This is a genomic window from Flavobacterium sp. CFS9 (genome assembly GCF_041154745.1).
In the GTDB taxonomy this organism is placed as follows: Bacteria; Bacteroidota; Bacteroidia; order Flavobacteriales; family Flavobacteriaceae; genus Flavobacterium.
Window position 1 is genome coordinate 3,459,568 of sequence record NZ_AP031573.1, and the last position, 14,062, is coordinate 3,473,629.

At 34.6% G+C, this 14,062-nt stretch carries 8 protein-coding genes; all 8 read left to right on the forward strand.

Going from position 1 to position 14,062, the window contains the following annotated elements:
* The first annotated feature begins 8 nt into the window (after positions 1-8).
* The 8 genes from ACAM30_RS14645 (at position 9) to ACAM30_RS14680 (ending at position 13,912) form a co-directional block, all read left to right on the forward strand.
* Positions 9-1,163 (forward strand): DegT/DnrJ/EryC1/StrS family aminotransferase, encoded by a 1,155-nt coding sequence (locus ACAM30_RS14645; protein WP_369615341.1) that lies wholly within the window; start codon positions 9-11, stop codon positions 1,161-1,163.
* A gap of 17 nt (positions 1,164-1,180) precedes the next feature.
* The gene (locus tag ACAM30_RS14650; RefSeq protein WP_369615342.1) at positions 1,181-2,494 is read left to right on the forward strand and encodes a CDP-glycerol glycerophosphotransferase family protein; all 1,314 of its coding nucleotides are present in this window, start codon (positions 1,181-1,183) and stop codon (positions 2,492-2,494) included.
* 37 nt (positions 2,495-2,531) lie between these two features.
* Entirely contained in the window at positions 2,532-3,989 is a 1,458-nt protein-coding gene (locus tag ACAM30_RS14655; RefSeq protein WP_369615343.1) for a lipopolysaccharide biosynthesis protein, read from the forward strand.
* A 314-nt stretch (positions 3,990-4,303) separates the two neighbouring features.
* Positions 4,304-5,299, forward strand: a complete 996-nt coding sequence (locus tag ACAM30_RS14660; protein ID WP_369615344.1) for a hypothetical protein — start codon at positions 4,304-4,306, stop codon at positions 5,297-5,299.
* A gap of 29 nt (positions 5,300-5,328) precedes the next feature.
* Positions 5,329-5,775, forward strand: coding sequence for a T9SS type A sorting domain-containing protein (locus ACAM30_RS14665; protein WP_369615345.1), 447 nt, complete (start codon positions 5,329-5,331; stop codon positions 5,773-5,775).
* Positions 5,776-5,782: 7 nt separating this feature from the next.
* On the forward strand, positions 5,783-12,586 hold the full coding sequence (locus ACAM30_RS14670; RefSeq protein ID WP_369615346.1) for an RHS repeat-associated core domain-containing protein: 6,804 nt from the start codon (positions 5,783-5,785) through the stop codon (positions 12,584-12,586).
* Between the two features lie 10 nt (positions 12,587-12,596).
* Entirely contained in the window at positions 12,597-13,259 is a 663-nt protein-coding gene (locus ACAM30_RS14675) for a hypothetical protein (protein ID WP_369615347.1), read from the forward strand.
* 137 nt (positions 13,260-13,396) lie between these two features.
* Positions 13,397-13,912 carry a hypothetical protein gene (locus ACAM30_RS14680; RefSeq protein ID WP_369615348.1) on the forward strand — a complete coding sequence of 172 codons (516 nt, stop codon included), beginning with the start codon at positions 13,397-13,399 and terminating at the stop codon, positions 13,910-13,912.
* Positions 13,913-14,062 lie beyond the last annotated feature (150 nt).

Below are 14,062 nucleotides of genomic sequence, written 5' to 3' on the forward strand. Positions count from 1 at the left end.
AAAAGAAAATGATATCATTTCTGGACCTGAAGAAAATAAACAAACCTTATGAAACCGCTTTTCAGGAAAAACTGAAAACGGTTTTAGAGAATGGCTGGTACATTTTAGGGAAAGAAGTAGAAACATTTGAAACCGCTTTTGCAAAATACTGCAAAGCCGATTACTGCATCGGAACAGGAAATGGTCTGGATGCTTTAACTTTGATTTTTAAGGGCTATATAGCGTTAGGGAAACTGCAAAAAGGAGATGAGGTGATCGTTCCTGCCAATACTTATATTGCTAGTATTCTCGCTGTATTGCAGGCAGATTTAGTTCCGGTTTTAGTGGAACCAAGATTGGAAACATACAATCTCAATCCCGATTTAATTGAGGAAAAAATCACTCCGAAAACTAAAGCTATTTTAGCCGTTCATCTTTACGGACAACTGGCCGAAATGGACCAAATAAAGGAAATTGCAAATCGTAATAATCTATTACTTGTTGAAGATGCAGCCCAATCGCATGGTGCATTTGAAAATTCCAATAATTCTAAATTCCAAATTCCAGATTCGGGAGACGGATCGATCATCAGTTTAAAATCTAAAATCAACAATCTGAAATCAAGTGCAGCGTATAGTTTTTATCCCGGAAAGAATCTTGGTGCTTTAGGTGACGGCGGTGCGATTACAACAAATGATGCAGAGCTGGCCAAAGTACTTTTTGCACTTCGCAATTATGGTTCAGAAGTAAAATATCACAATGATTATATTGGGGTGAACTCAAGATTAGATGAACTTCAGGCCGCTTTTTTAAGTCTGAAATTACCTCATTTAGATGCCGATAACGATAGGCGACGCAAAATTGCCAAACGATATTTGACAGAAATAAAAAATGAAAAAATAGTACTTCCGTTTTGGGATTTTTCAAATAACCACGTTTTTCATTTGTTTGTGATACGTACGTCAAATCGTGAAGCGCTACAGGCTTATTTAGTCCAAAACAGCATACAAACTGTAATTCATTATCCAATTCCGCCACATCAGCAAAAAGCACTTCCTGAATGGAATAATTTGTCATTGCCTGTTACAGAAAAGATTCATCAGGAAGTTTTAAGCTTGCCAATCAGTCCTGTTTTGACGGAGACTGAGGTTGATTTTATTGTTGAGGTTTTAAATAGGTTTTAGTTTTAATTGCGATAGAAATGAGAGAATTAAAATTAGCTATTAAACCCTACGTTCCTGAGAAAATTTGGATGTCGCTGATTAAAGTGTATAATTTTGCAAAATTACGCGCACTACGGGATGAGTATAGAATTAGACAGGCACCTAAAAAACATCAAAAAGCACTTGAGATCGTGAGGAAGAAAGAAAAGGTTAAAGTGGCTTTTTTTCTGACTCATGAATCGGTTTGGAAATATGATCTGTTATTTGATTTAATGCTCCAGCATCCCCGATTTGAGCCTCAAATATTTGTTTGCCCCATAGTGAACTTTGGAAAAGAAAATATGCTTTTCGAAATGGATAAAGCTTATAATGCCTTTAAGAATAGAGGGTATGATGTTGTTAGAACTTATGATACCGCTACAGACGAATATTTAGATATAAAAAAGACATTTTCACCCGATCTTGTTTTTTTTACTAACCCTTATGAAGGTTTAGTGGATTATAGATACTACATAAAAGAGTTTTCAAAAACTTTAACCTGTTATGTGCCTTATAGTATTCCAACGGTTAGTTATAACTTTACCTATAATCTGAATTTTCATAATTTAGTTTGGAAAATTTTTTCAGAAACGGATATTCATCAAAAAATGGCGTCTGAAAAACAAAGGAATAAAGCCATAAATAGAATTGTAACCGGATATCCCGGATTCGACCCGCTTTTGATAAATAAACAGCCAAAAGAAGTTTGGAAAAATAAGAATCCTGCCTTAAAAAAAATTATATGGTCACCACATCATTTAATGAATGAATTAAGTAAAGTGTCTAATTTTTTAGAGTATTACGATTTTTTTTTAGAATTGGCGGTTAATTATAAGGATAAATTGCAAATTACATTCAATCCGCATCCTTTATTAAGAGTTAAATTGGAAAATGACCCAAATTGGGGCAAAGAAAAAACCGATACTTACTTCGATAAATGGATAAATCTTGAAAATGGTCAGTTTGGAGATGGTTATTATATCGATCTTTTTTTGACATCAGACGCACTAATACATGATAGTGGTTCGTTTATGGCAGAATATCTTATTACAGGAAAGCCCTCTCTTTTTATGATTCGGGATGAATCAATTATGGACTATTGGAATACTTTTGGTGATCAAGCGATGGCAGGACATTATCAGTCGAGAAACAAAAAACAAATAATTGACTTCATTGAGAATGTTGTTCTTAAGGGGAATGATTGGATGAAAGATAAACGTTGCGATTTTGTTCAAAATACTTTAATTCCGAAAAACAATTCAAGTGCATCTGAAAATATTCTGAAATACCTTGAAAATCAAATTTTTGAATAATTTTGAATTGAAACATAATTAAAATTTATTTTTATAAATGCACAACTCCTCTTTAAAATCAACCGCAATAAAAGGAATCTTTTGGTCGGCAGTTGATAAGTTTGCCATTCAGTTTGGGCAATTTATTGTAGGTATATTGCTTGCCCGAATTTTATTGCCGGAAGATTTTGGAGTAATTGGAATGTTAGCCATTTTTATAGCCCTGTCACAGACTTTTGTAGAAAGTGGTTTGGGAACAGGTTTAATTCAGCGTCAGGATAGAACAGATCTTGATTTTTCGACTGTATTTGTTTTTAATTTAGTGATTAGTTGTTTTTTCTATGCATTGTTATTTTTTTCAGCGCCTTATATATCGACATTTTTTAATCAGCCGCAATTAATTAATTTACTACGAGTATTCGGTTTAACTCTAATTTTAAATGCTTTTGCAGTAGTTCAGCGAACAAAATTGACAATTGCAATTGATTTCAAATCCATAGCCAAAAGCAATGTAATAGGTATGATTATTGGAGGAGTTTGTGGAGTAGCAGCAGCCATAAACGGTTATGGAGTCTGGTCATTGGTTATCCAAATGCTTTTAGGGACTTTTAGTACGTCTTTATCTTTATGGTTTTTAAGTAATTGGGTGCCTTCTGTTTCCTTTTCAAAAAAATCATTCAGGTCATTATTTGGTTATGGTTCAAGCTTGTTAATGGCAGGTCTGTATGCTCAAATTCTTAATAATACCTATAATATTTGTCTGGGAAAATTTTATTCTCCTGCATCATTAGGATATTATACAAGAGCTAAAAGTTTTGCCGATTTATCAGCAGGAACTATTGTTAGCATCGTTCAGCAAGCCACGTTTCCTGTCCTTACCACGGTTCAAAATGACAGAGAAAGATTGGTTTCTATTTATAGCAGAATGATTCGTATGTCAGCTTTTTTTATTATTCCGCTAATGACACTTATTGCTTTACTGGCAAAACCAATTGTGATAGTATTGCTTACTGAAAAATGGATTTCTCTGATCCCGCTTTTGCAGTGGATGGTTTTTGCCCGTATTTTTCTTCCGATGAGCGCAATTAATATGAACTTATTAAACGCAGTAGGTCGTTCAGATTTATTCTTAAAAGTTGATTTGTCAAAATTACCTTTAACGATATTAGCGATGATAATTACAATTCCATTAGGTGTAAAAGCTATTATAATTGGTCACGTTATTACTTCGGGATTATCGTTCATTATAAATGCCTACTTACCGGGCAAATTTTATGGATACGGAGCAATAAAACAACTGAAAGACATGTCCTCTTTTTTTTTAGCAGCTCTCGGAATGGCAATTTTGGTATTTACCATAACATATTTTGTGAATAATCTAATATTACAATTGCTTCTTGGAGTTGTCTTTGGAACTGCAACTTATTTATTTACTTGTTGGTTGTTAAAGTTGGAGGAACTAAAGGAAGTTTTACAGTTATTTTTGAGTTTGAAAAGTAAGATTCTAAAATTCTGATTAGTGATATTAGTCTATAGACCCTTAGGTATAATTCGTAAAAATGATCCTTCTTAGATTGTAAAAGCGATAAATTTTCTAATTGAAAAATAAGAGTTTTCTTTTTATATATAGTCTATAGTATTGTAAAGGATAAATGTGTTTTTTTTTACACACAAAGAGCTATGCTTCATATATTAAATATTTTGCTCCCTGGATTTATTTCATCAGTTTATTCATTATTACTGTTAACTTTTTTTTAACAACATTGATGTTTTTTTTGTAATGTTTTATTTATATTTGAAAGCTATAGATTAACTTTCTAAAAAAATATAATGAAAAATAATAAAAGAAAAACGTATTCAGTATTTTGTTTTTTAATTGTATTAGCTGCTCATGCACAAATTAGTACAGGTGCAGGAGGGGCTGTGAGTATATTACCCAATAACCCAACTTCAAATACGAATGTAGGGATTGGAACGACTAATCCAACATCGGCATTAGAAGTTAATGGTAATATTAAAGCTAAAGCAGGAGTATTTACTAATAGTATGCCAAATGGATCAATTTTTTCTTCTTACGATGAGAGAAGTGAAAAGAGTTTAGTGTTTTCCGGGGGAGGTTCACTAGATGGAAATCCCAATTCAAATATTAGAATGTTTCGTTTTTATGATTTTCCGCAATCAAATTTGGATGCAAAGTCTCTTTTATATTTAGTTATTAATGATAGGGCCAATAATGAGAGGTATAGATTCTCTGCTATAACTGGTGGCTTTACACAAATGTTAGTATCTGACAAAAGCAAAGCGGAGATAATGAAAATTTATGACGATGGGAATGAAAATGTATTTGTACATTTTCCTAAAGCCAATTCTAGAGTTGTTATTGGAAATTGGGGTAATTATTTGCCGGAACATAAATTTGTAGTTTCAGGAAGTGCAAAAATAGAAGGGAATATCTTAACGGATTCTAATATTGGCATAGGAACTTCAAATTTTACAGATGGAGCAGCTACTTATAAACTCTCCGTAAAAGGAAAAATTAGAGCCGAAGAGGTTAAAGTGTACAATACCTGGGCGGATTATGTTTTTGCACCAACTTATATACTGCCAAGTTTAAAAGAAGTTGAAAATTATATTGTAAAAAATGGTCATTTACCCAATGTACCTTCTGCTAAAGAAATTACAGAAAAGGGGCTTGAACTTGGTGAAATGTCAAAAATTCAGCAGGAAAAAATAGAGGAACTTACTCTTTACATGATTCAGCAAAATAAGGAAATAGAAGAACTAAAATCTCAGGTAAAACTATTACTGGCAACAAAAAAACAGTAGCCAACTCGCTTCTTAATACAATCCCGTTTATGAAATATTACATTACATTATTACTACTGGGGCTTTCTTTTCTGTCTCAGGCACAAACAAAAATACAATTTAATTATGATGCTGCAGGGAATCAAATTCTTAGAGAATTGTGTTTGTCAGGTTGTTCACAATCTGCAAAGCAGGTAAAAGAAATCGATGAGTTGGTGGAAGGCGACCTGCTTAAATTTTCACCGGAGGATGTAATTTCATATTATCCCAATCCAGTAAAAGAAGAGCTGTATCTACAATGGCAATTAACCAACAATAATTATGTAACATCGGTTGCGATTTATTCAATATCGGGCCAGGTTTTACAAAACTATAGTACTAACGAGAGAACAAATAGTTTAAATATTCCTTTTCAGAATTACCCTGGAGGCGTTTATCTTGTTTTGCTTTCCTATAAAGACGGAGGAGAGAAATCGATTAAAATCATCAAGCAATAAAAATCATATGAGGCAATTTTACCTTTTCATTTTAATTATAATTACGAATTTAACTTTTTCTCAAAATTTCACAGATACCAAAGGAGAATTACAAATTTCTGCATCAGGAACAGCCATTTACACTTTACCTATTGCTACACCACCAAGTATAAAAAGCGTTGCCCCTATAATTAATCTTACTTATAGCAGCGGTATTAGAGGAGGTATTGCAGGACAAGGGTGGAGTATAAACAGCATTTCGGCCATTAGCCGTATAGCTACACGACGTGACATTGATGGTTTTGTTGATGGAGTTGATTTCGATGATAATGACAAATTAGCATTAGACGGACAGCGTTTATTGATAAAAACAGGAACATATTGGGCAAATGGTTCTACTTATGAGACGGAGTATAAAAACAATACAAAAATTGAACTAAAAATAGAAGGTTCAATTACTTATTTTATTGTGACAGCTCCTGACGGATCACGAAGCTGGTATGGTTCTAAAAGTTCCGGGAGTTTGCAAAATTCAGTTTCGTTAAACGCCTGGTATATTGTTCACTTTGAAGATGTAAACGGCAATTTTATTGACTATAATTATAAAACAGTTACTTATAATAGTTCCAATCAATTGTACATTGACAATATAGCTTTTAGTGGAAATACAGCTGCAGGAATTGCTGCACAGAATAAAATCAGTTTTAATTATAGAAATTCGAAGCGTATTGAGAGGGATTATCTAAAGGGAGTTCCAGTTTATGCAACTCAAATACTTGATAATATACAAGTTTATGCAAACAATGGTATTTTTAGAACATACAAACTTACTCATACAGAAGATGGACAATTGGGGTATGAACGAGTATCAAGCATAAAAGAAATAAATGCACAGAATGAAGAATCGAATCCGGTAGAGTTCAAGTACGATTCCAGTCCGGTAAATCAAGAGAGAACAGAAAAAGAATACACGAATAATCTGGAATTTGATAAAACAGATTTAGCGGGGGATTTTGATGGGGATGGCAGATTGGATTTTATTGTAGATCGAAAAATGTTTACTAAATTGTTTGAAGGGAATAGTGGAAATACACCTATAACAATGCCTTTTTATGCATCATCTGGAAAAACATTTGCCGCTACTACCTTAACTGATAATAAAATAAATCAGTTTAACAGCATAATCGATCCTGAAGAAAATCTCGATTATGTGACTTTTAAATATTATAATCTTGTTGGTGGTTCAGTAAATTTGGTTCATTCTAAATCAGTTGCAATTTCGAATATTGTAATCAATGAAATTCAGTGCAGTACAGGAGGCGGCGGAGGAGAAACAAGTCGAATGAGCAAAAGTAGTAATACAACTACTGAATTCCCAACGCTGGTTAATTTAAACAATCAGTACATTGAAGGAGACTTTAACGGTGATGGAATTTCAGATGTTATAGTTCTTCAATTTCACCAAGTTGACCATTATGGAATGGATAGCCCTTGTATTGGGCCTGGTGGAGAAGCTTTGAATTGTAATTGTATTTTGAAAAGCACAAGTATAGGCAGTTGTATTAGCAGAGCTTATTTTGTAAATTTAAATCCAAACGCTTCAACAGAGTTTAATACAAAAGATTTTGTCTCTTTACCGGAATTTACTTTTTGTAATGAGACTGAAAAGCGATTTATCGGAGACTTTAATGGAGATGGGAAAGCGGATATTTTAATCGTTAATAAGACAACTAAGAATTATCGTATTGTTTCTATTCGTCAATTAACGGTTGCACCTTGGGCAGCTGTTGAAGTAATTGGTACGGGAAATTTGGATCAGTTTAGTGATACAAAACAAATGCCTTTGGGAGATTTTAATGGAGACGGTAAAGTTGATGTCATGCTTCCTACCAGTGAAGGTGGTTCTGGTGATATAAATTGGAATATTTATTATAGTAATGGAAATACTTCTGGAGGAGAGTTTTTCACAAAGGAAAATTTAAATATTGTAGAATACTGGCCGGATACAAAAACGCATTATAATACTCAAAGACATTGGAGTAATTATTATGCAATGGATATCAATAAAGATGGGAAGTCTGATCTTGTTAGAGTGTGGAGAAAGTTTTATAAGGAATCCTGGACTATAAATAATCATGATACCGAATGGCAGGTTACCGGCTTTGCTAATAATATTGGTACGGTAAACGGTACAGTTTTTAATTTAACGTATGATTCTGGTGTAATACATTCAAATTCTCCGGATGTTCCAATTCCTATTAATTCTAATTTTAAATACAACGGAGCCAACACAGATCTTGTTTTTGTCAGAGGGCATTACAATAAAATTGAATATTATCAATTCAATAAAAATGTTGATGCCGAAAACAGATTAATAAGCGTAACAGAATCAAATGGAAACATAAAACAGACCATCGAATACAAACCAATGGAGGCTGCAGACAGCGGCTTAGGAAATTCTTCAACTGATTTTTATTCTTCAGAGAATGGAGTGACCTATCCTAATATCGAAATTATAAGAAATCCGGGAGCTTATTTGGTTTCTAAACTTACGGCAAAGATCAATGGTGTATCGAAGTATCAGGATTTTAGGTATAGAGGATATGTGTCTAATTTCAATTTTGGAACAGTTGGTTTTGTTAAAACCACCAGAAGCAGCTGGTACTTAAATAGCGGCGATGCCAAAATATGGACGACACAGTTTAATGATGTTGCTCTAAAGGGAGCCAATACCATTACCTGGACTAGTACTGACGGAAGCACTGTGTTTAATAGTGCACCAAGTAATTTACTGAGTACAAAGACAAATGAATTCGCAGTTTATACAGAAGGTGGCGGCGATGCTGTCTCGTCGCGTACCATTCCAAATACAATTACGATACAAGATCCTGTTACCGTCGGGCAGACTTATAAAGCCAGCGGTTCTATAATTGCCTTGTCAAAAGTAAATGATGATGTAGCAGTTGTTTATCAGGCACCTGAAATAATCCTAAAACCTGGATTTATTGCCAGTGCCAATAATAACAACAAGTTTACAGCTTCTCCTGTGGCTGCTTCTCAGGGTGGAAGTGCTCCAAATTCAAACGGGAGTGTTTATAATGTTTTGCTTACCAAACAAACTACTGTTGATCATTTGACAGGGGTGAAGAATGAAACTTCTTTTACTTATGACGGAACAGTTCAAAGTACGAATTACTTTGGTTTAGAAGTTAGAAATGTTTCAAAGCAGTATAGCGGGGCCACTTTGCAGGGAACTACTACGGTGGATACCGAATACGATAATAATCCTACAGGAGTTGGCAATGCTTATTACGTAGGACGTCCTAAAAAGATCAATTCTTCGAAGACGGTTTATACAGGTGATAATCGTACCTCTGAGGAAAAGTATACTTACACCGGATCAAACTTAACAAGAACTGAAAAGAAAGGACATAATACCTATCCAATTATAGAGGATATGAGTTATGATTCATTGGGGAATTTATTGACAAAAACAGTAAGTGCTCCGGGAGCACCGTCTCCACCGGCAGCAAGAACTATTACAGATGAATACGAAAGTACGAAACGATTTGTAGTCAAAAAAACAGACCATCAGGGCTTTGTAACGAATTTTGAATACAATGCATTAGGGCAGGTTACTAAATCAACAGATTATTTAGGAGTTGTCAACGATTACATCTACGACAACTGGGGGAAAGTAACTAACACGACTACACAAAATACAGCAGCAACACCTTTAACGAGTGCTATAGTTTATACCAAGTTGTCTGACGGCGGTTATACCACCACTACTACAACTAATACTGATGGTAAAACCATAACACAGTATGATGTATTAGGCAGGGCTGTGGTTACAACAACTAAAGGCTTTGCAGTAGGTACTATGGTTTCGAAGCAGGTTGTTTATGATGGATTAGGCAGAAAAACCAAAGAAAGTGAACCTTATTTTTCATCCCCAGGTCAATGGACAGTTTATGAGTATGACTATTTAATGCGTCCAGAAAAAATAACATCACCTACCGGAAAAGTTCAAAGTTTATCCTATTCAGGATTAACAACAACTAGTAACGATGATGGTAAGGTAACAACCATTACAGTTGATGCTTTAGGGAATAAAACACAGACTACAGATCCGGGTGGAGCTGTCAATTTTATATATTACGCCAACGGGCAATTAAAGGAGTCAGACTATCAGGGCAACAAAGTATCAATATCGATAGACGGCTGGGGTAATAAAGTTGGCATGACTGATCCAAGTGCCGGAACGTATACCTACTCTTATGATGCTTTCGGACAAATTAAAACGGAGACCACACCTAATGGAACAACTGCTTACGTGTATGATACCGCAGGAAAAACAATTGAAAAAACAATAGTTGGGAATAATACCAACAGTAAGACGACTTATGCTTATAATCCGGCTACCAATTTAATAACGACAAGCACTTTTGTTAATAATCTGGAGGGCAATTCGATTACCAATTCATTTGAATATGATAGTTATAAAAGAGTCAGTAAAACAATAGAAAATACCCCTTATGCTACTTTCACCAAAGAAATTACTTATGATACATTTGGACGTGCAGATAAAGAAACAGCAACAGCAGCTATAGGAGGTAAATCAAGTTCAAAGAAGTTAAAACATACCTATCAGAATAGCTTTCCATGGCAAATTGTAGACGACGCTACGCAACAGGTATTGTGGCAGACCAATTCGCTAAACGAAAGAGGGCAGTTAACAAATGCAAGTTTAGGAAACGGAATTGCCGTAAATAACAATTACGATCAATATGGTTATGCCTCACAGTTTAAGTGGGATAGAACGGTTACCAATCCGGGGAACGTAATGACTCTGACAACCGCTTTTGAACCTAAAAGAGGGAATCTGACCAATAGAACGAATAACCTGTTTAATTGGAATGAAAACTTTACATATGATGAATTAGACCGATTACTGACCTATAATAATGCACAGGGTCAGCAAGAAACACAGACTTACGATGCAAAAGGTAAAATTACCCAAAACAATTTGGGGACTTATAATTATACTGTAACCGGAAAAACATATCAAAACAACTCGATTACATTATCTACTCAGGCATTAGATTATTATAAAAACAGAGGTACAGGAGCCAATTCAGCTCCAAAGCTTGATTTAGATATTGCTTATAATACATTTAAGAGCCCTGCAACAATTAAGGAACGTGGACGTGATGGAAATTATATCGAGTATCTTAGTTTCACGTATAATGATGGTAACGATCGCAGTACGATGTTTTATGGAGGAGGGCAAGAAGATAAATTGTTTCGCCCGCTTAGAAAACATTACTCGGGTGACGGGACTATGGAAATCAAAGAAAACAGAACTACCGGTGTTATAGAATTTGTAACCTACATAGGGGGTGATGGTTATAGTGCTCCCCTTGTAGTAAAAAGTGATGGCACAGCACAAAATTATTTATATTTACATAGAGATTATCAGGGCACTATCTTGGCAGTAACCGATAACAGTGGAACAATAATCGAAAAGCGACTCTTTGATGCCTGGGGAGCCATTTTGAAAGTGCAAAACGGAGTTGGTACAGATTTAGGATTGTTGACTGTTTTAGATCGTGGATATACTGGGCATGAGCATTTGCAGAGCATAGGGATTATCAATATGAACGGTCGTTTGTACGATCCAAAATTGCATCGTTTCCTACAGCCGGATAATTTTATACAGGATCCATCCAATACCCAAAACTACAATCGTTATGGTTATGTACTCAATAACCCATTGAAGTATACAGATCCGAGTGGAGAATATGCTGAAATAGGATTTTTAGCGGCAGTAGGTATTGGGGCAGCTATAGCAGCCGTAACTTACACTTTAACAGCCTTGCTAGCCGATGTGCCATTTAGCGTAGGAGGTTTGGTTAAGTCTACTTTTATTGGTGCGGCAAGTGCAGCAGTGACCTTTGGAATTGGTAGTGCTTCAACAGAATTGTTTACTAACTTCTTTTCACGAGCGGCATTTCAGGCAGTAGCTCATGGTACCTTTCAGGGAAGCATGACCGCAATTTCAGGAGGTAAATTCTGGAGTGGTTTTGCTGCCGGAGCCCTAAGTAGTGTTGCTTCTAGCCTTTGGAGTGGAGGATCAAGTATGAGTGAAGTAGGTAAAAATGGTGCTGCAGTAGCGAATACCGGAATGAGCGGCCTTGGAGGAAGTTTTGCAAATTCGGGATTGGGTATGATTGCTTTTGGAACTGTTTCAGGAGGAACTGGTGCAGCACTTACAGGAGGCAATTTCTGGCAAGGGGCTGTAACAGGGTTAGTGGTTAGTGGGCTGAATCATTTTGTGCATGAGATTAAAGAAAGTACAAGTTTGCGACAAAAGATTGAAAATGGTGGACTAAATCCCGATGCTAAACCGGAAATGACATCGGAATTTATCACTGAAACATTGAATCCAAAAGTAGAAGGACTTCAAACCTCGTATGAGGCTGGCGGTAAACCAAGTTTTATATTTTCTGATGGAACAAGTGAGAATGTAGCTGAACATAATTTGTCAAGTACTAACAGAATAACCATATATGAAAAAAACGCTAAGAGTATATATCGTTTAGTGAGTTCATTATTTCATGAGTATAGACATGCTTACCAAATCGTTACTCATTTTTATTCGAGAGCTCAGAATATTTATGGACCATTAGGACCAGAAGGGGTGTATTCTAAACTAAGAGCTTTAATAGAATGGGATGCGTACAATTATCAAATAAATGTTGGTGGTGAAGTTGATGGTTTTATTTTTGGACAAAGAGATTTAATGAAAAAATATTTTGAAGGTAAATAATTTTAATAATATGAAAACATATTTTATTCTTTTTGTTTTGTTTATTTATTCTTGCTCTGGAAGTAAAGATAATATTGAATTAGAAATAATTTCTACTAAAATAGAGTTTTCAAAACTTGAAAACGGTAGAATGAAAAATATTATTACCTATAAAATTACTAATAATACCTTGTCTGATTATTATTTTAATTCATACAGTCTTTCAAAGTTAACATGGAAGATAAAAGGTTTACAACCTAGTAATGTTTTCTTTCAAATTTTAGATAAAAATGGTAATCATGCTGAATACAATAGCAAGGAATATTTACCTACTGAAGAATTTAGTACTTGTAAACAAATAAATTATACAATGGAAGAGAAGGAGATAAAGGAATTAAATTATTCAATTTCTCCGGATTATAAAAAATTGATTGATAAAAATAATTTTTTCCTTAAACAAGGCGAATCTAAATATTTTGAGATTCTATACTATTTTCCAGAATCTAATTATTCATCAGTAAATCTTGATAAGAATAAAAAATATTTTTTTAAAATGTTGATTTATAGTGATAGTACTAATTTTAGAAAAATCTTGTCTAGGCCAATACTTAAAACAATTAGAGAAAATGGTTATAAGGTTTATCATGGAATAATTGAAAGTAAAAATAGTGTTCCAGTAAAGGTTTTAGAATAGATGTGACAGGTTTAAATGGGGGAATCATTTTGTATCACATGTAATGTCTAACATGTGACAGTTTTTGTTTAAGGATGTTTTTATATGTTTGCCATATTGGGACAAAAAAGTAATAATAAATAGTAGAATCTAGAATCATGAAATCAATAATTACCACCTTATTTTTAGTAGTATCCGTATCAGTGTTCTCGCAACAACTCAGTTACAGAAGCGGAGGAGTTGTTTACAACGAGACTGAAAACAAAAAGCTATCATCCAATGTGGTTCGTGCCTATTTGGACACTAATGCGGAAGCATTGTCACTTTATAATGCGGGGCGTAACAAAAAAACATGGGGCAATGTACTTTTCTATGGAGGTAGCGGCCTTGTGGTTGCCAATTTAATAGTGGGTTTAACTCAGGATAATACCACGGTGTCCTATGCGAGTAATGGTTACGGACCTACAGTTAAGTCTGAACCTACCAGTTTTACAGCTGCGATTATTGGAGGAGCCATGATTATCGCCTCTATCCCCATTAAAATAGGGTATACCAGAAAGATTAAATCTGCCATTGCGAAATATAATGAAGGTCTGGTAGAAAATTATAAACCAGGGACTAAAACCACTTTAGTAGCAAGTGGTAATCAAATAGGAGTTAGAATTGAATTTTAAAGGTTTTTTTATAGAAGACAATTTCTGGCAAGGGGCAGTTACAGGACCTGTAGTTTTCGGATAGAATCATTTTGTACATCAAATTAATAAACCTGAAACAACGGCTACAGGTGTTTATGAAACAAGAGTATTTAGGACAGCTGTAATTAA

Bases quoted from the DNA above. Each gene is read 5' to 3' on its own strand.
- ACAM30_RS14650 (WP_369615342.1), top strand. From the start codon at position 1,181: ATGAGAGAATTAAAATTAGCTATTAAACCCTACGTTCCTGAGAAAATT.
- ACAM30_RS14675 (WP_369615347.1), top strand. From the start codon at position 12,597: ATGAAAACATATTTTATTCTTTTTGTTTTGTTTATTTATTCTTGCTCT.
- ACAM30_RS14655 (WP_369615343.1), top strand. From the start codon at position 2,532: ATGCACAACTCCTCTTTAAAATCAACCGCAATAAAAGGAATCTTTTGG.
- ACAM30_RS14680 (WP_369615348.1), top strand. From the start codon at position 13,397: ATGAAATCAATAATTACCACCTTATTTTTAGTAGTATCCGTATCAGTG.
- ACAM30_RS14645 (WP_369615341.1), top strand. From the start codon at position 9: ATGATATCATTTCTGGACCTGAAGAAAATAAACAAACCTTATGAAACC.
- ACAM30_RS14670 (WP_369615346.1), top strand. From the start codon at position 5,783: ATGAGGCAATTTTACCTTTTCATTTTAATTATAATTACGAATTTAACT.
- ACAM30_RS14660 (WP_369615344.1), top strand. From the start codon at position 4,304: ATGAAAAATAATAAAAGAAAAACGTATTCAGTATTTTGTTTTTTAATT.
- ACAM30_RS14665 (WP_369615345.1), top strand. From the start codon at position 5,329: ATGAAATATTACATTACATTATTACTACTGGGGCTTTCTTTTCTGTCT.